Origin of the sequence: Paraburkholderia azotifigens, from assembly GCF_007995085.1 — a bacterium.
In the GTDB taxonomy this organism is placed as follows: domain Bacteria; phylum Pseudomonadota; class Gammaproteobacteria; order Burkholderiales; family Burkholderiaceae; genus Paraburkholderia; species Paraburkholderia azotifigens.
Window position 1 is genome coordinate 303,316 of the sequence record NZ_VOQS01000005.1, and the last position, 21,553, is coordinate 324,868.

General features: G+C 62.3%; 19 protein-coding genes and 1 pseudogene. 8 read left to right on the plus strand and 12 right to left on the minus strand.

What is annotated here, in order from left to right:
* Positions 1 to 2: 2 nt before the first annotated feature.
* Together FRZ40_RS33095 and FRZ40_RS33100 are read left to right on the plus strand one after the other, a co-directional pair.
* Positions 3 to 1,586 (plus strand): alpha-amylase family glycosyl hydrolase, encoded by a 1,584-nt coding sequence (locus FRZ40_RS33095; RefSeq protein WP_147237027.1) that lies wholly within the window; start codon positions 3 to 5, stop codon positions 1,584 to 1,586.
* A gap of 150 nt (positions 1,587 to 1,736) precedes the next feature.
* Positions 1,737 to 1,865: pseudogene (locus tag FRZ40_RS33100) on the plus strand (CinA family protein); the annotation flags it as partial.
* Between the two features lie 265 nt (positions 1,866 to 2,130).
* Here FRZ40_RS33100 and FRZ40_RS33105 read toward each other — a convergent pair.
* Positions 2,131 to 3,843 (minus strand): purple acid phosphatase family protein, encoded by a 1,713-nt coding sequence (locus FRZ40_RS33105; protein ID WP_147237028.1) that lies wholly within the window; start codon positions 3,841 to 3,843, stop codon positions 2,131 to 2,133.
* A 501-nt stretch (positions 3,844 to 4,344) separates the two neighbouring features.
* On the opposite strand from FRZ40_RS33105, the gene FRZ40_RS33110 reads away from it, so the two are divergent.
* Together FRZ40_RS33110 and FRZ40_RS33115 are read left to right on the plus strand one after the other, a co-directional pair.
* The gene (locus FRZ40_RS33110) at positions 4,345 to 4,650 is read left to right on the plus strand and encodes a hypothetical protein (RefSeq protein ID WP_028368841.1); all 306 of its coding nucleotides are present in this window, start codon (positions 4,345 to 4,347) and stop codon (positions 4,648 to 4,650) included.
* 75 nt (positions 4,651 to 4,725) lie between these two features.
* Positions 4,726 to 5,883 (plus strand): pyridoxal phosphate-dependent aminotransferase, encoded by a 1,158-nt coding sequence (locus FRZ40_RS33115; protein ID WP_147237029.1) that lies wholly within the window; start codon positions 4,726 to 4,728, stop codon positions 5,881 to 5,883.
* Positions 5,884 to 5,902: 19 nt separating this feature from the next.
* Here the strand turns inward: FRZ40_RS33115 and FRZ40_RS33120 are convergent, their stop codons facing one another.
* A complete protein-coding gene (locus FRZ40_RS33120) occupies positions 5,903 to 6,706 on the minus strand; it encodes an alpha/beta hydrolase (protein WP_028368843.1) in 804 nt (267 codons plus the stop codon).
* 134 nt (positions 6,707 to 6,840) lie between these two features.
* Complete coding sequence (locus FRZ40_RS33125; protein WP_028368844.1) at positions 6,841 to 7,056, minus strand: hypothetical protein; 216 nt, start codon at positions 7,054 to 7,056, stop codon at positions 6,841 to 6,843.
* 230 nt (positions 7,057 to 7,286) lie between these two features.
* Here FRZ40_RS33125 and FRZ40_RS33130 point away from each other — a divergent pair, with 230 nt between their 5' ends.
* Entirely contained in the window at positions 7,287 to 8,051 is a 765-nt protein-coding gene (locus FRZ40_RS33130) for a ParA family protein (protein WP_147237030.1), read from the plus strand.
* Between the two features lie 136 nt (positions 8,052 to 8,187).
* On the plus strand, positions 8,188 to 8,919 hold the full coding sequence (locus FRZ40_RS33135; RefSeq protein WP_147237031.1) for an OmpW/AlkL family protein: 732 nt from the start codon (positions 8,188 to 8,190) through the stop codon (positions 8,917 to 8,919).
* A gap of 124 nt (positions 8,920 to 9,043) precedes the next feature.
* On the opposite strand, the gene FRZ40_RS33140 is transcribed toward FRZ40_RS33135, so the two are convergent.
* Positions 9,044 to 9,463, minus strand: a complete 420-nt coding sequence (locus FRZ40_RS33140) for a hypothetical protein (RefSeq protein WP_147237032.1) — start codon at positions 9,461 to 9,463, stop codon at positions 9,044 to 9,046.
* A 311-nt stretch (positions 9,464 to 9,774) separates the two neighbouring features.
* Here FRZ40_RS33140 and FRZ40_RS33145 point away from each other — a divergent pair, with 311 nt between their 5' ends.
* Together FRZ40_RS33145 and FRZ40_RS33150 are read left to right on the plus strand one after the other, a co-directional pair.
* Positions 9,775 to 10,773 carry a ferritin-like domain-containing protein gene (locus FRZ40_RS33145; protein ID WP_193567053.1) on the plus strand — a complete coding sequence of 333 codons (999 nt, stop codon included), beginning with the start codon at positions 9,775 to 9,777 and terminating at the stop codon, positions 10,771 to 10,773.
* The gene (locus FRZ40_RS33150; protein ID WP_147237033.1) at positions 10,770 to 12,638 is read left to right on the plus strand and encodes a beta-galactosidase; all 1,869 of its coding nucleotides are present in this window, start codon (positions 10,770 to 10,772) and stop codon (positions 12,636 to 12,638) included. Before FRZ40_RS33145 ends, FRZ40_RS33150 begins: the two co-directional genes overlap by 4 nt.
* Here FRZ40_RS33150 and FRZ40_RS33155 read toward each other — a convergent pair.
* The 8 genes from FRZ40_RS33155 to FRZ40_RS33190 all read right to left on the minus strand — a co-directional run bounded on the left by FRZ40_RS33155 (position 12,593) and on the right by FRZ40_RS33190 (position 21,405).
* Positions 12,593 to 14,587: an alpha-galactosidase gene (locus tag FRZ40_RS33155; RefSeq protein WP_147237034.1), complete on the minus strand. Its 1,995-nt coding sequence runs from the start codon at positions 14,585 to 14,587 to the stop codon at positions 12,593 to 12,595. The genes FRZ40_RS33150 and FRZ40_RS33155 overlap by 46 nt on opposite strands.
* Positions 14,588 to 14,602: 15 nt before the next feature.
* Entirely contained in the window at positions 14,603 to 14,917 is a 315-nt protein-coding gene (gene hmuQ, locus FRZ40_RS33160; RefSeq protein ID WP_028368851.1) for a heme-degrading protein HmuQ, read from the minus strand.
* Positions 14,918 to 15,016: 99 nt separating this feature from the next.
* Entirely contained in the window at positions 15,017 to 16,279 is a 1,263-nt protein-coding gene (locus FRZ40_RS33165) for an MFS transporter (protein ID WP_147237035.1), read from the minus strand.
* A gap of 29 nt (positions 16,280 to 16,308) precedes the next feature.
* Positions 16,309 to 17,517, minus strand: coding sequence for a YbfB/YjiJ family MFS transporter (locus FRZ40_RS33170; RefSeq protein WP_147237036.1), 1,209 nt, complete (start codon positions 17,515 to 17,517; stop codon positions 16,309 to 16,311).
* 110 nt (positions 17,518 to 17,627) lie between these two features.
* A complete protein-coding gene (locus tag FRZ40_RS33175; protein ID WP_028368854.1) occupies positions 17,628 to 18,338 on the minus strand; it encodes an SDR family NAD(P)-dependent oxidoreductase in 711 nt (236 codons plus the stop codon).
* Positions 18,339 to 18,455: 117 nt separating this feature from the next.
* Positions 18,456 to 19,382: a LysR family transcriptional regulator gene (locus FRZ40_RS33180; RefSeq protein WP_028368855.1), complete on the minus strand. Its 927-nt coding sequence runs from the start codon at positions 19,380 to 19,382 to the stop codon at positions 18,456 to 18,458.
* A gap of 90 nt (positions 19,383 to 19,472) precedes the next feature.
* The gene (locus FRZ40_RS33185; protein WP_147237037.1) at positions 19,473 to 20,294 is read right to left on the minus strand and encodes a serine hydrolase; all 822 of its coding nucleotides are present in this window, start codon (positions 20,292 to 20,294) and stop codon (positions 19,473 to 19,475) included.
* Between the two features lie 58 nt (positions 20,295 to 20,352).
* Positions 20,353 to 21,405: a peptidoglycan DD-metalloendopeptidase family protein gene (locus FRZ40_RS33190; protein WP_240057416.1), complete on the minus strand. Its 1,053-nt coding sequence runs from the start codon at positions 21,403 to 21,405 to the stop codon at positions 20,353 to 20,355.
* Between the last annotated feature and the right edge of the window lie 148 nt (positions 21,406 to 21,553).

Genomic DNA, 21,553 nt, shown 5'->3' on the forward strand with positions numbered 1-21,553 from the left:
CAATGTCGGAGCTGGCATGGTGGCAACGCGGCGTGATCTATCAGATCTATCCGCGCTCGTTTCAGGACAGCAACGGCGACGGTATCGGTGATCTGCCCGGCATCCGTACACGGCTCGAATACCTCGCCGCACTCGGAGTCGACGCCGTGTGGATTTCGCCCATCTATCCGTCGCCGATGGCCGACTTTGGGTACGACGTGGCGGACTACTGCAACGTCGATCCGATGTTCGGCACGCTGGATGAGTTCAAGCAATTAATGGGCCGCGCCCATCAACTCGGCCTCAACGTGCTGCTCGATTTCGTGCCGAACCATTCGTCGGACCGGCACCCGTGGTTCGAGGAAAGCCGCTCTTCGCGCGACAACCCGAGACGGGACTGGTATCTGTGGCGCGATCCCGCTTCCGATGGCGGGCCGCCGAATAACTGGTTGAGCCGGATGGGGGGCTCGGCGTGGGAGTGGGACGAACGGACAGGGCAGTATTACTACCACGCGTTTCTTCGCGAACAACCCGATCTCAACTGGCGGAACCCACAAGTGCGCCGCGCGATGGATGATGTGCTGCGCTTCTGGCTCGATCTCGGCGTCGACGGCTTTCGCGTGGACGTGTTGTGGCTGCTGATCAAGGATGCGCTGTTTCGCGACAACCCGCCCAATCCAGCGTACCGGCCCGGCGAGCCGGAGCATCACCGGTTATTGCAGCGTTATACAGAGGATCAGCCGGAAGTGCATGACATCGTGCGCTCGATGCGCGCCACGCTGCGTGAGTATGGCGAGCGCGTGCTGATCGGCGAGATCTATCTGCCTGTTGCGCAACTGGTGAAGTATTACGGCGCAGGTGGTGATGGCGCGGATATGCCGTTCAACTTCCAGTTGCTCAATGCGAGATGGAATGCGCGCGAGATTGCGAGCATGATCCAGGCATATGACAGTGCCTTGCCTGAACATGCGTGGCCCAACTGGGTGCTGGGAAATCACGACAATCCGCGCGTCGCATCGCGGGTCGGCATCGCGCAGGCGCGTGTTGCGGCCGTATTGCTGCTGACGCTGCGAGGGACGCCGACGCTTTACTACGGTGACGAGATCGGCATGACGGACGGCGCTATTGCATTAGATGAGATCCAGGACCCGGCAGAGCTTCGGCAACCCGGCATCGGTCAGGGACGCGATCCCGAGCGCACGCCCATGCAATGGGATGGCTCGCTGCCACACGCAGGGTTCACGCGGGGCCGGCCCTGGTTGCCCGTCGACACGACGACGAGTGTGCGAGATCAGGATAATGACGTGTCCAGCGTGTTGTCGCTCTACAAGAGTCTGCTGGTCTTGCGGCGCAGTCATGCCGCGTTGGTGCAGGGCACGATCGAGAATATCGTTGCACATGGAGATGTGCTGACGTACGAGCGGCGATACCGGAATCAACGCCTTTTCATTGCGCTAAACATGGGTGATGAAGGTGTGGACGTGCAAACGCAATCAGGCGCGGTGTTGTTATCGACGATGACGTCTCGCCGCGGCCAAGCCGTTGTTCAAGGCGCCATTCATCTTGCGGCAGAAGAAGCAGTAATCGTTGCGCGTGGTAACGAGTGAGTCGCTGCGTGCGCGCCCGGGGCTGGTATAGCCATTGCTGCATGGAGCAGCATCGGGTTCTTGTGCGCGCAGGACTTCCGCTCGCATGGCGATTCGCTTTCCCGATGCAGGTGCCCTTCCCGGATTTCCTTCGACCGGACGAAAGCGTGGCTGAGCCACGCCCGTCAGGTGGTTTCCTTTCTGAGTTCACGCGGCCTCAAGCTCGCGACGGCCGAATCATGTACAGCGGGGCAGATTGCATCGTCTCTCGCAGATGTACCGGGAAGCGGAGCGTGCCTCGGCAGGGACGAGTGTACGGGGCAGGAAAGCAGCACGATGGCGAATCAGAAGATTTCTACCGCTCATCGTACGCGTTAGAGTCAGCAGGTCGGGGCGCGCTCATATGCGGCCTTAAGTTGATAGGCGTCGAAGAGGACGTTTGCGGGCCGGGGTGCCGAACAACGCTAATCGTGAGTGGCGAAAGAAAAAGTAACTCTGCCGGGCGCAGCCCGTGGGAGATCACAAGCTGCGCTCGATCGCATTCGAACGTGACAACGTCGAACAATCAGTCACGGCAGCGTTTTTCAAGCACGATAGTCTCAAACAGTTCGTAGTCTGCGGTCGCTTTCTGATCCGCACCGGGCGCATGGTAATAACCCATCGTGATCGACGTACGGCCTCCGCGTTCGCCCGGATCAACATCGAACACTGCGATGCCGTAGCCCGTGCCCGTATCGCGCTGCGCCGACCAGATTGCATCTTCCAGCGCATCCGCGCCGGCGCGCGTGAACGTGCCGGCCGCCGTGCCGGGAATCGGGCGGTTCGGCTTCGTGAACACCTTCGCCTGCGGGTTGCCATTGCCTGTGTCGACGCCATACACGTCGAGCGGCGCGCTCGTGCCGCCGCCGCCGAGAATCAGATGGATCGTCCCGTGGCTCGTGTCGAACGTGTTGCCGTTGCTCGCATGCGGATGCGCGGCGGGCTTCGGTTGCAGCGTGTCGACTTTCTCGCCAGTCGTCGCATCGATGCCCGCGTGATGATTGCAGCCGCGCACCGGGTAGCTGCGCTCGTAGTCGTGATCATGGCCGCATAGCACGAGGTCGACACCATAACGGTCGAAGAGCGGCAGCCACGCTTCGCGAATCCCCTTGTCCGAGCCGTTGCCCGTCTTCGACGAAGTCAGCGCGTCCTGATGCATCTGCACGATGATCCAGTCGATATCGTCATCGTTTTCGGCATGGCGCAGCGTTTTTTCCAGCCAGCGCGTCTGCTCGCCGTCGCTGTAGCCGCGCACGTAGAACGAGGTGCCCGGCGCGATGGCGGGATGGCCCGTGCTCGCAGCGGGTACGAGCGGCGACGGACCCGCGACGAATGCGGCGCCGTCCTGATACACGACATCGTCGGCATCGAGCGAAATGAACAGCACGGAACTGACGCGGAAGCTGTACCAGCGGCCCGGAAAACGCGTGCCGTTGTGCGGCAGCGTGTAGCGCGTCAGATACGAATCGAAGCCTTGCGCGCCGTTGTTGAATTCGATTTCGTGATTGCCGGGGCACGGCATCCACGGACGGATCGCCGCCGACGTCTGCGCGTTGTTGCCGAAGTCGCGCCACACGGTGGGTTGTTGCGCGGGGTTCAGGTTTGCATAGCAGAGGTCGCCATTCAGCAGGTGAAAGAGCGGCTGAAATCGCTCGACGGCCTGCACCGCGAACCTGCTCTGCGGCGACGACAGCACCCAGTTCGTATTCGGCGTCGCGAGATCGCCGTAGCTCGTGAAGCGGAACCGCGTGCGGCCGCGCGGCGCCGTCTTGAACGATGCCGAAAACGGCGAGCCCATGTTGCTGTCGTTGTCGGCCGTGACTTCGTACTGATATGTCGTCGCGGCTTTGAGGCCACGCAATCGCGCGTGATACGTGAACACCACTTCGCCGTTCAGGCCGTCCGTGTACGTGCGTTGCACGGCATGGACCGTTTCCTTGCGGTCACTGCCCGCGCCGAAGCGTACGCGCGGATGGGTGGCCGCTGCCGCCGAGCCCCAGGACACGACCACTTCATTCGTGGGATCTTCGCCCCATGTGAGATGCACCTGCTCGGGCGTGCCGTCGGGTGTCGACGGATCGGCCTTTGCGCTGCTTGCGAAGGTGTTTGCCGCGGTGGCGAATCCGGACGCGCCCGCGAGCTTGAGAAAGCCGCGGCGCGAGAAGGTGGCGGTTTGCGTATTGGACTGCGATTCTGCGGGTTCGACGGGCGTTGTATCGGGGGTGTTCTTGTTCGACATGTCGTTTGTTCTCGCGGTGGAAGGCAGACGACGCACGCAGACGCAACGGCGCGAGCGCGTCGGTGCTGGAAAGGAACGGGAAGGGAGCGTCATTCCGGGCAACACGATAGGCCCAAACCTGTTACCCCGCTGTGACAACGCCGCCGCGATTTTATGAATGAAGAGGCCGGCAATCCGGTATTAAAGCGCATGGCACCGATGTAAAAGACGATTGACGCACGCGTGTTTTCATCGCACGTGCAGCGTCCGTTGAGTGGACGGGTGTTGTAACGGCGCACACGCAAAAGGAAATTCAATGCGCGCGTTACACTTTCCCGCCGCCGCACGGTCAATCACGCGATCGAATTCACGTTTGCTTACACACGCACACATCTTCGCTTTGCGATTTGCATAGAGTGTCTCTCCATAACAGAAGCAGGGAGAGAGCGTCATGAAAGCAATAATCGCCTTGACGATGTTTGGCGTTTTAGGTCGAAGCACACTCGCGGGTCATAGCGCATCATGACGGCCGCCTACGAACAACCGCTCGACGACGACGTGACCGTGCATGTCGAGGAACAACCCTCTTCGAAGGGCACATGTGTGACGGTGCAGGCGAACGGCACGTCGATGTCCGCCGAATACAGTGTGCTGACGGGACAACTGTGCCTCCGACAGGACGGCGTGATGGTCCAGGAATGGTTTCCGCCGCATTCGTGGTTCGCGATTGCATCGGTGGCAGGCGCGAGCCGTTGGGGCACGCAGCCGAACGCGGACGATCTGCATGCGCTGATACGCAATGAGCTGATGACGAGGCGCTGCGAATAGCAGTTGCCGCGATAGTATGATGCCTCGCATATCCGCAGATTCCTCTGGCGGATTGCTTCGTGCGAGGAGGGCGCTGTGACAGTCTCCCGTTTGCGCAACATCCCGGGCATTGGCGTCGACAGAATGGGCGATGCCGCCGACGCAACGCAGAACCGCAACATCCTGCGGCTCGAAAATCTCGACACCGACCTTAGACCGCCCGCCGACGCGATACGGCGCACGCACGAAGCCGTCGACGACGACGATGCGAACAGCTATCTGCCGTTCACGGGGCAGACCGCGTTGCGCCGCGCTGTCGTCGCACGGATCAGGCAGTCGACGGGCTTCGACTACGATGCGAGCAGCGAATGCATTATTTCCGCGGGCGGCCTCGCGGGCATCCTGAATGTATTGCTGTCGATTCTCGAGCCCGGCGATGAAGTCGTGCTCACCGATCCCACCTACGCGGGCCTCATCAATCGCGTGCTGCTGGCAGGCGGCGTGCCGAAGTTCGCGCGGCTCGTGCCGTCCGCCGATGGCTGGCGGCTCGATGTCGAGGCTCTGGCGAACGCAGTGAGTCCGCGCACGCGCGCGTTTCTCATCATGTCGCCGTCGATGCCGAGCGGTTTCGTCGCCAACGCAACCGAATGGCAGGCGATCGCCGATCATTGCCGCCGCGCGGACGCCTGGCTCGTCTACGACGCGGCCATGGAGCGCATCCTGTTCGACGGACGCAACGCGATTCATCCCGCGTCGCTGCCGGACATGCGCGAGCGCACGTTGACGGTGGGCTCCGTGTCGAAGGAATACCGGATGATCGGCTGGCGCGTGGGCTGGATCGTCGGCCCCGAGCGCATCATGAACGACGTGCGGCTCACGAGTCTGTCGAACGTGGTCTGTCAGGTCGGCATCGGCATGCCGGGCGCGACGGCCGCGCTCACGTGCGCGGACGATGGCGTGGCGCAATGCGTCGCCGAGTGGCAGGCGCGGCGCGATTGTCTGTTGCATGCATTGCACGATCTGCCGCTGGTGCGGCCCGATGGCGGATGGTCGCTGCTGATCGACACGACGCAACTCGGCTTGGCGCCGCCCGATGCATCGCGTCGTCTGCTGGACAAAGGCGAGGTTGCCGCTACGCCGATGAACGGCTGGGGACCGCAAGCGGAGCGCTATTTGCGCTTCGTGTTCGCCAACGAGCCCATCGCGCGTCTCGCCGATATCCGCGAACGCGTGCGCGCCGCGTGGGGCGTCTGACAGCAACCAAGGAAACGGTTCAGTCCGCCTGCATCCAGCGAAGCACCTGGTGCCAGTGCGTGTCGTTCATTGCGCCGAACCAGTCTTCGTGATTCGCGTCGGGCAACAGCATCAGATGCGCGCCCGCGTGCGTGCCTGCGAGCCGCTGCGCGTGGACGATGGGAATCAGCATGTCCTGCTGCGCGCCGACCACGACGAGCGGCCCGTTGTAGCGCGCGAGAGCGGCGATGGAATCGAATGGATCGTGCAGCATCCACCGCACGGGGAAGATCGGGTACTTCGTCGAGGCGACGCTCGCGAGCGAGTCCCACGGCGTAATGAGCGTGACGCCCGCCACGTTGTTTTCGTTGCCTTCGATGGCCTGCGCGGCCATCCCCGCTCCAAGCGATTCGCCTACCAGATAAAGCTGCCCCGTCCATTGCGCGCGCGCTGCGCCGAGCGCTTCACGCGACGCGGCGAGGGCAGCCAGCATCGTGCGCTTGCCCTGGCGGTTTCCTTGCCCCGGATACTCGACCACGACCACGCGATACCCGTCATGCACGAAAATCTCGGCGAGCGGCAACTTGTTCTCCGCCGTTTCCGCATTCCCGTGAAAGACCATGAACGTGCCGCGCGGCGTGGCGGCGGGCGTGACGAGATATCCCGCGTATTCGCCATTGGCTTTCCACGGCTCGACGTCGTAGGCGGCATGATGTCCCGTCAGCGAACGGGCGACCTCTGCCGACGCGGGCAACAGCATGCGGTCCTGCATGAAGTAGAGCGCAAGCAGCGCGACCACATAAGCCGCGAGCGCGAAGCGAATGCAGAACGTAATCAGCGACATGCCCGATGCCCATCAGTCGTCGTGAACCGGATGAAATCCGCGATTCGACGAACCGTCGAAGCCGTTGCCGGCTTCGAGCAGGTCGTCGGGACTTGTCTTTGCCCGCCGTGGCGGGCGGAACTGGCAATGCGAGACTAGGCGTGCGCGTGACGGTCTTCTTCGAGCGCTTTCAGGCGAGCTTCGCCAGCGTCTTTCGCGGCCGCGCGGTTTTTGTAGGTTTCGTCGGAAACGATCGTGCGTTTCACTTCGCGTGCACCGAAATCGACCAGTGCGATCACCCACACATAGTCACCCGCCTGCTCGGCTGTCTGCACGAAGGCGCGCACGTCAGCCTTTTCGTCTGCTTTCATCGTGACCTCCACAAGAGTCGTGCACGAACCGCACACACGGAGCATCGTGAATGCCCGCCCGGATTGCATGGGCGCCGTGCGACCGGATGCACGTGAGACGATTCTAGCCGATGAAATCGCGCCGTATGAAGGCCCATTGCGCCATGCGCTGCCCCGGCGTGCTTCGGCCGGTAATATGGCTGATGTATGCTGCTGGTTTCCAGAGCAGATCGATAGCAAAGAGGGGACACATGCGGCGTGTCGTATTCAATCAGAAAGGTGGTGTCGGCAAATCGACGATCGTGTGCAATCTCGCGGCCATCAGCGCCAGCGAGGGCTTGCGTACGCTCGTCATCGATCTGGATGCGCAAGGCAATTCCAGCCAGTATCTGCTCGGTTCACGGGCCAGCGAGGTGCATCCCACCGTGGCGAGCTTCTTCGAAACGGCGCTGACGTTCAGCTTCAAGCCGATCGACGTCACCTCGTTCATTCATCCGACGCCGTTCGAAAATCTCGACATCATGCCCGCGCATGCGGATCTCGATACGCTGCACGGCAAGCTCGAATCGCGCTACAAGATCTACAAGCTGCGCGACGCACTCAACGAGCTGGACATGTACGACGCTATCTACATCGATACGCCGCCCGCGTTGAATTTCTACACGCGCTCCGCGCTGATCGCCGTCGAGCGCTGTCTGATTCCATTCGACTGCGACGACTTCTCACGCCGCGCGCTCTACACGCTGCTCGACAACGTGAAAGAGATTCAGCAGGACCACAACGACACGCTGCACGTCGAAGGGATCGTGATCAACCAGTTCCAGCCGCGCGCGGCCCTGCCGCAGCAACTCGTCGACGAACTGGTGAGCGAAGGGCTGCCTGTGCTCGGTTCGAGGCTGTCGTCGTCGGTGAAGATCCGCGAATCGCATCAGCACGCCAAGCCCGTGATTCATCTCGATCCGAAGCACAAGCTGTCGCAGGAATATCAGGCGCTGCATCGCGAACTGGCGGGCTGAAGCGATCATCCGGCGGGCCATGCGGCGCGGTAAATCCTTACCAAATTCCAGAGCTGACTCACCAGACTCGCAGTATCGATTCGAACGGTCGTGCGCATAGAATCGCCTCCAGACCAACACAACATTGGAGGAGACGATGAGGCCATACCGGGCCATTGCCATTGCGGCCGCGCTGTTGACAGGCACGGCCGCGCACGCACAGAGCGCGGGCAGTTTCGTTGCGAACGTGGGCTGGTTTCATCTGGCGCCGCAGGTGTCGAGCCAGCCGTTCAGCATCAACGCGCTCGGCAAGACGACGACCGCGAGCGGCTCGGGCGCGGATATCGACGGCTCCGATACCGTCGGCTTGACGGCGACGTACTTCGTCACCGATCACATTGCTGTCGAAGGCGTGTTCGGCGTGCCGCCGAAGTTCACGCTGTCGGGAACGGGCACGCTCGCCGGGCTCGGCGAGTTGGGCAAGGCCTATGAATGGAGCCCGACGCTGTTGCTGAAATACTATTTCAACGAGGCGCAAAGCCATTTCCGCCCCTATCTCGGGGCGGGCGCGGCATACGTCTGGTATAGCGGCGTAAGCCTGAGTTCGGCGATGTCGAGCGGCGCATTCCTCTACTCGTCGACATACGGCACCGCGCTCGAAGGTCAGACGACCGCGAAACTGAGCAGTTCGTTCGCGCCCGTCATCAATGCAGGCTTCACGTACAACTTCGACAAGCACTGGTCGGCGGGCGTTTCGCTGTCGTACATGTGGCTCTCGGCGCGCGCGACGCTAACGACGCATTCGGCGGCGGCCGGCACGGTGACGAGCACGTCGAAGATTCGCGTTGATCCTATCGTTTCGTTCGTATCCGTCGGGTATCGCTTCTAACGAAAACCCGACTGTATTTCTTCCAGAAAAGGCAACCGGAGGCCCGCCGATGAGACGGGCTTCTGGCTTTTTAGCGGGCCTTTGACGGACCTTTGACAGATCTTTAGTGAACGAACAGGGTGCTTCAGTAGCTTTCGACGAGAGCGTGATTCAGGCCGAATGTCTTCAGCACAATGAGTACGCGCTCGGAGATCACGAGCCGCGAATCGTCGGCAATGCCGAGATCGTTGCGTCCCGCCACGCCAGTCACGGATAACCAGAGAAACTCCGGCAATGTGCGCTCCGGATAGATTTCTCTAAACGAATCGCTCACCGTCAATTCCAGATCCCGGCATTCATAGCCGCTCGCCTTGGCTTCATTCAATGCGCTAGCCGCGTCCCGCGTAATGATGAGAGCAGGAAAACTCTCGAGCAGCGCATCGCCTAGCCAATTGATAATTCTGTAATGGAGTCTGGTAATAGCGGGCGGATGGACGCTCGAGTCCAGAACTGTGTGCTTTCCAAGGCCACCGGCTACTTCGGGTTCGACATAGTAATATGCCATATCGTATTTGAGATCGGAGTGATCGCTAATTTGGCTCACATTCCGGTTATAGCATAATGGCGATCAGAAATTTTTTCCCTGCACGAAAGGCAATGTAATAGCGCGGAATCACCGGGCAATATTACGCGTCCTGCATAAAGCGTAATTGCGGTGAATCAGTTTGCGTTATTGCCTGGGCGGGATCGGGATACATAACCGGCTTCCGCCGTTTGACAGCATCGTGATGCGTGCGTGAACGTGCGTCCGCTGCGCTGCGGATGGAGGGGGCGTGCAGTATGCTGCTTGCGTCGTGCTATCGGGTGGACTCCGCGATGAGTGATCAGACGCTTGAATCATTCGACGTCGAACGGCTGATTCCGGACTTTGCCGCGCCGCTGCTGGCGCCACTCAGCCCCGGCCGCGCAGCGATCGAAGCCGCCGAGGTCAACACGCGGCATTGGATCAGCGACGCCGAAGGCCCGTTCACGCCGGGCTCCGAGATCCATGTGCGCGAAACGTGCCGGATGTTTTGCGAGACCTTCAATCCCTATCGGCCGGCCGTGCTCGACTGGCCAACGCTGGACCCGCAAGCACGCGAGCGGATCGTGTCGCTGCCTATCTGGGACATTGCCGTGCAGACGGAAGGCAAGGCGCGACTGCGCATGGCCGCTTACGCCGCCACCATTGCCGAACCGCATATGCGCAATGCTCTCGCGCTGAATGCGTGGGAAGAGAATCGCCACAAGGACGTGTTGTCGCGGATGGTCGCTGCGTATGGCATTGCGCTCGCGAGCGAAGCGCCTTACGTGCTTCCTCGAGACGTCGAGTGGGCTTACCTCGTGACGGGCTTTAGCGAATGCATCGACAGCTTCTTTGCGTTTGGGCTGTTCGAAATCGCGCACCGCTCGGGACTGTTTCCCCCCGAACTGATCGATACGTTCGAGCCGGTGATGCAGGAAGAGTGCCGTCATATCCTTCTGTTCGCGAACTGGCTGGCGTGGCATCGCGCGCAGCTGTCGTGGTGGCGGCGCATTGCATTCGAACTCGAGGTCGCTGCCGTGTGGGCGTTTCTGGGCTGGGAACGCATCGGCCTCGCGCGTTCGATGGATGCCGACGGTAACGAGCAGAAGCAGGACAACAACTTCACCGTGAACGGTGCGCGAGCGGTATCCAATGCGGACATCGACGTGCGCGATCTGATGTTGCTGTGCTTGCAGGAGAACGACATGCGATTCTCCGGATACGACGTGCGCCTGCTAAGGCCGCAAACCATGCCGGCGCTCGCGCGCTTCGCGTTGCGTTTCATGCATGAGAAGAAGGTGGCAACGTGACGAGTACCATCGGACCAGATGGTCCACACGTCTTTAGCTTCGCTCCGAATGGCGACGCCTTTCTGCTCGACGGCAAGCCGTTCCAGATCCGCAGCGGAGAATTGCATCCTGCGCGTATTCCCGTCGAATACTGGCGGCACCGTATTCAGATGACGAAAGCGATGGGGATGAACACGATCGCGCTATACGTGATGTGGAATTATCACGAGACGAGCGAGGGCGTTTTCGACTTTCAAACGGACAATCGCGACATTGAGGCGTTCATACGGCTTTGCCAGGCCGAGAACATGTGGGTGCTATTCAGGCCGGGCCCCTATGTTTGCGCAGAATGGGATCTGGGCGGTATCCCGTCGTATTTGCTGAAGCACGCGGATATCCGGCTACGCACCGATTTCGCGAGCGACCCGCGATACATGCGCGCCGTCGAGCGCTATATCGACGAGTTCGTTCCTCGAGTGAGGCCGTTGATGGCAGAGAACGGCGGTCCGATCCTGATGATCCAGATCGAAAACGAGTTCGGATCGTTCGACAGCAATTCCGTGTATCTGGAGGAAATCAGGCAGTTGTGGATTCGCGGCGGCATTCATGGGCCGTTCTATACGGAAGACGGTCTCGTCCAGCTACGACAAAACCGGTCGACTGTCATGGGCGGCGCGATTGCATTGAGCAACGGCAACGCGGCGCAGATCGAAGCCGTGCGCAACGCGTTTCCTTTTGTGCCTGCAATGGCGGGCGAGGTCTATCCGGGTTGGCTCACGCATTGGGGCGACCGTGCATTTCAAGGCACATCCGTCGATCTTTCCGGTACGCTCGATGAATTCATGCGCAAGGAGCTGTCGTTCAATCTGTATGTGATTCATGGCGGCACGAGTTTCGGTTTTTACGCCGGCGCGAATGTGGATGCGGACACGGGCGAATATCAGCCCGATATCACGAGCTACGACTATGCCGCACCCATCAGCGAGCAAGGCGTGGCGACCGCGAGTTATATGAAATATCGCAGCATCATGGCGCGCTATCTGTCGACTCCGTTGCCGGATGTGCCCGCGCCTGTCGCGACAATTTCCGTGATGGATGGAGACAGTGTTCGCCGTTTGATGCCGCGACGCTATGCGTCCCTCTGGGACAATCTTCCCGCTGCACTGCCGCTCGCGGATACGGTGCATCCACAGCCATTCGAGATGTATGGCCAGGCATTTGGCTTTGTGCTGTATCGGAAGAAGCTGGAGCGCTATGCGGGCGGTGCGCTCGATATCGGAGACGTTCATGATTACGCGACCGTTTGCATCGCCGATCAGTATGCGGGTGCGGTTTCGCGAGCGAATGTGCCCAGGCATCTGGCGTTGCCGCTGAGGGTTGTGCAGCGCGAAAGGCTTGCGCTGCCCGGCGCCTCGTCTACACGGCAAGCGGGCGCGATGCTGGAGATACTTGTCGAAGGCATGGGCCGTGTGAATTACGGGCATGCGATGATCGATCGTAAAGGACTCATCGATCCCGTTGTCTATAAGAATGTATCGGGTGCGAGCGAACGGCTAAAGAACTGGGAAGTTGTGCTTTTGCCCATGGATTCCGCATTTATCGAGAACTTGCGTCCGGTTTGTTCCAACCCGAACAAGCCCGGCATCTTCTTCGTCGCGACACTTTCGATCGATGCCGTCGGTGACGTCTATCTCGACATGACCGAATGGATCAAAGGCGTCGTGTGGGTCAATGGCCGCAATCTCGGGCGCTACTGGAATATCGGCCCGCAAATGCGCCTCTATTGCCCGGGACCGTGGCTAAAGGAGGGCGACAACACCGTCTTGATCTTCGATTTGCATCAGACGGAAGCGAAGCCGGTCAGCCTCGCGTCGACCTTATCGTAGCGCGGTGCAATCAATTCAAGCGTCAGCACCTGAAATGGATCGAGGCGTATCTGTTGCGGGCGATCCGCGTCGAAGCATGCCGGGATGTTCGCAGCGGAGTCGATAAACGGAAACTGCACGCTGAACCGACCTGAGAAACCATCCGGCAGTTCAAGATGCGTCCGCAGATCGAGCACGAAATCATTCGCCCGAACGTCCGGATTGCGCAGCGTCACGATCGCTTTCAACGGTGTCCATGCCGCCCAACCGTAAACCTCGCACCGATCGGGTGCGCCGCCAATCCAGTGACAATCGCGCAGCACATTGGCATTGTCGCGAGCCCAGCGGGCAGTTTGCGCGAGCACGTCCCAGTCGCGCTCATTCAGCAGCGACGGCGTGACGTACAGTTCCTGCAATTGCGTTCCGCTGCCGAAGTACGAATGCACTTCGTGCGGGAACGCCTGCGCTGGATCGGTATTGAGCTGCGTATTGGCCTGCGCATAGATGATGCCGTGAAGCATCAGCGAATTGAGCGGAAACAGCGGGCTGCGGCACACGACGTTGCGATACGTCTGCGCATCGCGATACGTGATCCAGCGTTCGCGCTCGCTGCCCGCGCCGGCGAAGCCGTAATCCGCGCCGTCGCGCCAGATCGAATCGACGTAGCGCAGCCAGAAGGGCGAAGCGTGCGTGCCCGTCGACAGATTGACGAATACATCGCGCCTCGCGCGGCGCATGTCTTCGATCAGTTCCACCGCGGCATCCCAATCGCTGTTGAAGCGGCTGCCTGCAATAACGGTATCCGCATTGCCTGTGCCATCCAGCTTGAAATGATTGACGCCGTGTTTCGTAAGCAGATCCATCGCGACTTCGTGAAAGCGGCGATAGTACGCCGGGCCCGATAGCGCGAATCCGTCGCCGGCTGTTTCGTATCCGGCGGCGCGGCCACGTGTCACGCGCTCCGTTCGCGGTGGCCCGTAGCCGCCCCACGGCGACAGCCACGCGCCGGGTGCTGCGCCATAGCGTGCGGTGGCTTCTTTCAAAGGAACGAAGCCATCGGGAAACGCGTCGCTAAAGGTCCAGCTGCCGCTGTAATCGTCCCATCCATCGTCGAACAGGAAGGAATCGAGTTGCACGCCGCGCTTGTCGTGCAGTTCGCGGCCCAGCGCGTGGATGCGCTCGATGGCCTGCTCCTGCGTGTAGGTTGTCAGGAAACCGATGTCGTACCAGGAGTTGTAGTGTAGGAACGGACGATAAGGCCGTGCGCGTTCACGCTCGACGTAGGCGGCGAAATCGCGGCGCAGCTGGCCGTCGCGAAACACGCCTGTGACAGCGGAATAGGAGAGCGTTTTTCCTTTTTCGAGCGGCAGTGCACGCGAAAGTGTGAAGCAGGCGATGCCGTCGCGGACCTCGCTTTTCGCCATCGGGAGTTCGAAGCCCAGATAGACGTTGCCGTCGATAACGGGAACGGCGGCGAGGTCGCCCGCTTTTCGCGCGGCGGGCGCTTGAGTTTGCAGCAGTGCAACTGAGGTAATGTGTTCGTCCTGCGCGAGTGCAAGGACGGACAGATGCTGGCGGAGATAACGCGCGCCCTCGCGTTGCTCGACGCTCCATTCAACACGAAAGCGCTGCTCGTCGTCACCGAGCGTCGCAGTCACGCGCAGGCCTGCGTGACGTTCGGCTTGCCGCAGCGCATCGGGATGTGCGGGCAGTGCTTCTTCGCGAAGAGGCGCAACGAGCCGAAACTGCTCTGCGCCAAACGTGTGCCCATCCGCGAGTGTGAGAATAAACGGCGCGCTTATCTGCAACGTGCGTCCATGCGCGAGATCCGCCACGGAAACGCCGCCTGGACAACGGTCGGCTATCGTCCAGTGCAGCGCAATGACCTCATTGCCAAACGCATAGGTATCGCCTTGCGCACGGAAGAGAGGCGCGCCTGGAAGTGCGGGCACTGCGCGATTGGCGTGCATGACGCGCCTCGCCGATCACTTCACGGTCTGAAGCACCTCGAATCCTTCGAATTCCGGATGCCCGAGATAGAGCGCGCGTGACTCGGTGCCCGCATTCCGGTGCGCGGCGCGGAATGCTTCCGACTGCGTCCACGCTTCGAACGCCGCGCGATTCGCCCACACCGTATGACTCGAATACAGCACGTGATCTTCACGCTGCGGGCCCTTCAGCAGATGAAACTCGACGAAGCCGGGCACGTCTTTCAGATGCGTGTCCCGCGTCGTCCATACTTCTTCGAATGCGCCTTCCGAACCCAGCGCCACCTTGAACCGGTTCATTGCAATGAACATGACTCTCGCTCCTGAGTGACTGCGATCTGCTGTGCAGTATACGCACAAACGCGCACAGGATCGCGGAAGCACGCGTCGATCAGGAGGCGAGAGCCCGCATCACCGCCCGCGTGCCCATTGCGCGAAGCCCGCGCAGACAACCAGCAACGAGCCCGTCGCGAAGAACACGGAGTGCATGCCGAGATGCACGGCAATCTGTCCGCCGATCACAGGGCCGAGCACCTGGCCGCTGAACTGTGCCGATTGCAGATAGCCGAGCATCTGTCCCGTCCGGCTTTCGTCGACGGCATGCCGCGCGAGCTTCGCGATCGCGGGCAACAGACCGGCGAGCGACATGCCCATCAACGCGCGCAATGCGGCGAGCTGCCACCATTGCTCGACGAACGCTTGCGGAATCATCACGAGACCCGTCACGACGAGACAGCCGATGATCACGGTCCAGCCGCCGATCCGGTCCGCGAGCGCACCGAGCCGCGCCGCCGTGAACATGCTGCCGAAAGCGGAGCACGCCATCACGACGCCGGCGATGCGCGCCAGGTGATCGGGCGCGACGCCCAGGCTGCCGACATAGACCGTGATCACCGGCTCAATCGACATATTGGCGAGCAGCACCATCATCGCCGTCGCGAGCAATGCGCCGATCACGGCGTAGCGGGTACGCGGCGCATCTTCAGCGGCAGCGGCGCTGACGGCTTTGCGCTTCGTGTCGGTGGCGGGCTCGAAATCTTCCTTGACGACGAAGATCGTCAGCAGCGCGGCGACGGCGATCACCGCGCCGCCCGCGAAGAACGTGCCGCGTATGCCGATCCAGCCGGGCAGCAGGCCGCCGATCAGCGGACCGATCAGGTTGCCCGCGAGCGCGCCCGTCGACAGCAGGCCCAGCGCCCATCCGGCGCGTTCACGCGGCGCCTGCGTACCGACCATGACGGTCGACGCCGATGCATAGCCACCGACGAGGCCGGCCACCAGGCGCAGCCCAACGAGTTCATAGACGTTATGCGCGACGCCGATCAGCGACATCACCACGGCCATGCCGACAGCGGCGCGAATCAGCATCGGCTTGCGCCCGTAACGGTCGGCGAGGCGGCCCCACAGCGGCGCCGTGACGGCCGTGCCGAGGAACGTCGCGCCGAACGCGACACCCGACCACTGGATCACATCGGCCTGCGATGTCACGCCGAGCTGCTTCACATAGAGCGGCAGAAACGGCAGCAGCATGCTGAGGCTGACGAGCGTCGTGAAAGAGCCGAACACGCAGACGAACAGATTGCGCATCCAGTAATGCTGATTGCGCTCGGTATAACTGATGATCGGGACATCCCGTGCGTTGCGCAGCGAAACGGAAGTCGTGGGCTGGTTCATGCTATCTATCCTTCAGTGATGCGTTGCTGTCAGACGTTCTCGCGATTGCCGCGCAGCGCGGCGAACAGGTCAACGGTCAGCGCGAGTGCCAGCGCCGCCGCGCCGATCGTGAACAACATCCCGTAATCGCCGCCGTTGTGCGTGAAGAGGAACGACATGCCGTATGCGCCGCCTGCCTGCAACACGGCGAACGCGGTGGTGGCCGTGCTCCACGCGCCTTTTTGCGCGGCCGGGTGATGTGCCAGCAGTTCGTTGACGCGACCGAGTGCGAGCGCCACGATGCCCGGTACGGCGGCGCCCATGAGCACGCTCGAAGCGATCAGCGACACAGGGTCCGTGCTGATCAGCGGCAACGCGACGGCGGCGATCTGGATCACGAATGCCGCGCGCAACGCAGGTCCAAAGCCGGCGCGATCAGCGAGATGTCCGCTTACCAGCGGACCTGCAATCGCGCCGAGGCCGAACAGCACCCAGTATTGCGCGCCCGCATCGAGTCCCTTGCCAAGCCCGCGCGACACGAAATCGACGAGAAACAGCATGTGCGGTACGAGACCGATCGCATTGAGCGCGTACTCCGCATACAGCGCGCGCAGTGTGAAGCCGCTTCGCGGCGCATGCGTCGCGTGCTGTTTGTGCGACACATGCGCGTCCTGCTTCGGCCAGCCGTTCCATGCGGCGAACGTCAGTAGCAGCGCGATCGCGCCGAGTCCGAGCCAAGTCTGCGTCACGCCTTCGCGCAGCAGCAGCGGCACGAGCGTGCCCGACGCGACGATGCCAAGGCCGATACCCGCGAAAATCGCGCCGCTCACGAGGCCGCGGCGCGACGGCGGCACATGGCCGAGCACGGTCGGCGCGGCCAGCACCATCAACGTGCCGCCTGCCAGACCGGACGCGAAGCGCCACACGAAGAACCACATGAACGACAGCGGGAACGCGCAAGCGGCGAATGCGATTGTCGCGAGCAGCATCATCGTGCGCAGTACCGTTGCTGCGTTGGCGCGCTTCGCGAGATAGCCGCCCAGCAGCGCACCCGCAAGATAGCCGCCCAGATTCGCCGCGCCGAGATAGGCCGCCGTTGAGGCCGCGAACCAGTGCGCGTCGATGATGGCGGGAAGAAGCGGCGTGTACGCGAAGCGCGCGAGGCCGATTCCGACGAGACTCGCGCTCGCACCCGCTATCGTGCCGCGTGTGATGTTGAAGACAGGCGCTGCCGATACGTCTAAAGCCGTGTGCTGCATGGTTGACTCCGTGCTTCCTTCGCTTGCGCTTGCTGCGTTATCCCGGTTAAAGAAGTGATGCGTTGAAAAATGCGTGCTCCGCGCTGGATCGCTATGAGCTCGAATGGCGATCAGGAGCCGACGTTGCTGCCGCCGTCCACGTGCAGGATCTCGCCTGTCACGAAGCCCGCCGATTCCAGATACAGCACGGCTTCCGCGATATCCGCGACTTCGCCGAGATGTCCCAGCGGATGAAAACGAGCTAGCGCTTCGTGACGCTCTTGCGGATGCAGCGGCGTTTTGATGACGCCCGGCGCGACGGCGTTGACGCGAATGCCGAGCGGCGCGTATTCGATGGCAAGCGATTTCGTCACGGCATTCAGGCCGCCCTTGGTCAGTGCGGCCATTGCGGCGGGCAGCCCGGCGCGCGGCCGGTCGACGAGGCTCGCCGTGATGTTCACGACATGTCCGCTGCGCTTACGGCTCATTTCGGTGAGCGCACGCTGCGTGATGTGGAAGAAGCCGTTCACGTTGGTCGACATGACGGCGTCGTAGTCTTCGGGCGTGTAGGCGTCGAACGGCTTGGCGATGAAGATGCCGGCGTTGTTGACCAGCGTGTCGATCCGGCCGAAACGTTCGAGCGCGAGCGCGATCACGCGCCGTGCGGTTTCGGCATCGGCGATATTGCCCTGCACGGTGGCGATATCCGGATCGTCGCTCGCGCGAATCGTGCGGGAGGTCGCGACCACTCGGAAATTGCGGTCGCGGTAGGCCTTCACCAGCCCCGCGCCGATGCCCTGCGACGCGCCCGTGACGATCGCGACTTTCTGTTCGGCACCCATGAATTGCTCCTTGTACGGTATGGGCCATTCAGACCCGATGTCGATGGAGCAAGTCTAGATTGAGTCGGTTACAGAGAGAATCCACGCGTTACGGCAGACATTCTTCCGCGTTGCGGTTTAATCGCCGTTCGTCGCACGCTGCAACTGCTTGAATTGCCGGCGCAGGCGCGGCGTGGCGAAATCGACGAAGGCGCGCACTTTCGGCACCGACAGCCGGCCGTGCGGCGTCAGGAGATGAACGGGCAAGGGCGCGTGCTCGCTGTCGCGCAGGACGATCCGCAGCTGTCCGCCCTTCACCTGCTGCGCGACGTGATAGGAGAACATGCGCGTGACGCCGCGCCCTTCGACGGCGGACGCGACGGCGGCGTCGATGCTGTTGACGATCAGGCGCGGCGAGAAGTGGACGACTTGGGGCACGGTCGAGCCTTCCGTCGGCGGAAAGCTCCATGAATCGAGGCCGAAGTGCGTCATCGAAATGATCTGATGTTCGGCGAGGTCCGCGGGCTCGCGAATGCGCGGGTGCTTCGACAGATAGCGCGGCGAGGCGGCCACGACGCGCCGCACTTCGCCGACGGGAATGGCCACGAGCGTCGAATCGGGCAGATGCGCGATGCGCAGCGCGACGTCGATGCCTTCGTCGATGAGACTTACGGGCCGGTCGAGCATATGCAGGCGCACGGAGACGGCGGGATACGCGTCGATGAAGTCGTCGAGGATGGCGCGCAGCAGATCCTGTCCGGCGGCGACGGGCGCCGTGATGTTCAGCAGGCCGCGCGGCGCGGAACGTTCGCCTGCGACGAGCAGGTCGGCTTCCTCCAGATCGGTCAGGATGCGCCGGCAGGCGGCCGCATAACGTTCGCCGGCCTCGCTGAGTTTGATGGTGCGCGTGGTGCGATGCAGGAGCGGCGAGCCGACGTGCGCCTCGAGAAACGCAATGGCGCGGCTCACCGCGGCTGGCGAACGGCCGAGCCGGCGGCTCGCGCCGGCCAGGCTGCCTTCGTCCAGCGTCGCGACGAACACCTTCATTGCATCTATCCGGTCCATGATGCTCTTCACTCAGAGATCGTCGGCGGGGCGACGTTGCCCGGAAGTGTACAGCGGCGCGTGCATTCGGGACGCGCGAGGACGCGTGCGTCAGGGGTGCGAGGCGACGAGCCAGCGGCGCAGATCGACGGCGTCCTGGAAGTGCGCCTGCGCATCGGGATCGCCGAGCAGCACGATCAGCACGGGATGGCCGCGCACGCTCGTCACGATGATCAGGCAATGGCCCGCTTCGTTGGTGAAGCCGGTTTTCTGCAGGCCGACATGCCACGACGCACGATGCACGAGCGGGTCCGTGTTCCGGTACATCAACGGGCCGTCGCCGCCCAGCACGAGCTTTTCGTGCGCCGTCGAATAGCGGCGAATCACAGGGTAACGATAGGCCGCGCGCACGAGCCGCGTGAGATCGCGTGCGGTCGACACGTTATGCGGCGACAGTCCCGTGGGATCGACGAAGTGGCTGCGCGACATATGCAATCGCTTCGCCGTGCGGTTCATCGCGCGCACGAAGCCCGGACGTCCGCCCGGATAATCGCGGCTCAAAGCGAACGCGGCGCGGTTTTCGGACGACATCAGCGCGATATGCAGCAACGTGCTGCGCAGAAGCAGCGAGCGGACAGGCAGCCGCGAGCGCGACCACTTCAGCCGGTCGACATCGTCATCCGTGACGCGCAGCGGCTTGATGAGCGAGCGCCTGGAATCGAGCACGACCATCGCCGTCAGCAGCTTCGTCAATGACGCGATGGGACGGCGTTCGTCGGCGTGTTTCGAATAGAGCGTGCGGCCCGTCGTCATATCGACGACGATCGCGGCGTGCGCCTGCACGGCGGGTCTGAAGAGGCGTTTGGCATGTGCGATCGCGGGCACGAGGCTCGCGATCAGGAGGAACGTGAGGAAGAGATGGAGTTTCAGCACGTTGATTCAGGGTGATGCGGATATGTCACGGTGTGCTCCATATGGATGAACCCGATGATCAAAGCAGGGCGGCGAGACGGTCGGCTTCCTTGGCGAATTGCGCGCGCTCGCCGGCATCGAGCGGATTCTTTCCGGGCAGCGCGACGGTCAGCGGATCTTCGGGCACTGAATCGACATGCACTTCGTAGTGCAAATGCGGGCCCGTCGCCCAACCTGTCGATCCGACATAGCCGATCACCTGGCCTCGCTTTACCTGTGCGCCGCGATGCAGTCCCTTCGCGAAGCGCGACAGATGCGCGAACACGGTCTGATAGGGCGGCGGATTGCGCAGCACGATCACTTTGCCGTAACCCGTCTGCGTGCCGATGAATGCGACCGTGCCGCGCGCCGTCGCATGAACGGGCGTGCCCGCCGGCGCGGCGAGATCGACGCCGTCGTGGCTTTGCCAGCGATGCGTGACGGGATCGAGGCGGCGCAGGGCAAATTCCGACGACACGCGCTCATACGCGAGCGGATAGCGCGTGAATGCGGGCGTCGTGCTCGCCCCGTCCTTCGTGTAATAGAACGGCTTGCCGTCGAGGTTGCGGTACAGAAACAGATCGTGCGACGTCGATCCCGTTGCGATGCGCACCGCGAGCGGCTTCTGCGGCGATGCGTTGCCTGCTTCGGGCGGATCGACGACAAGGCTGATCGTGTTGCCCGGCTTGAGGTCGCGGCGGAAATCGATCTCGCCGGAGAACGCGTGCGCGAGCAACGCAGCCGTGCGGCTGTCGAGTCCGAGCCGCTGCGCCGCTTCCGCGAAGCTGCTTTTGATGGTCGCCGATTTGACGACGGGTTGCGGCGCAGTTTCGGGCACGGGTGGCGATGAAGCGGGTTGCGCGGCGCGCGCGGTGTCGGCGGCCTCGCGGTTCAGCGACGCGGATGGCGCGGTGGCGGCGTCATCCTGATCGGCCGAATGCCGTGCGTGATGCGGCGAGAAGATCAGCGCTGCACAAACCGAACTGAGTGCGCACACGAGAATGACTTTGCCACTGCGCGCCGACGGCACGACGAATGCGGGAAGGGGCATGATCGAAAAGCGAAACGACGGGTACTGCGATGGCGGTTGCACGAAACGGGGACTTCGTGCGCGGACTGACAGACGCGTGGCGTCCAGATGAGGAAGTGAAGCGAGGTACTGCCGCTACTCGAGTTGCAAGCAGAGCGCGGTAAAAATGACGGCAAACCTGGGGAGCGTATCGAACGGCATGTAGAAAATG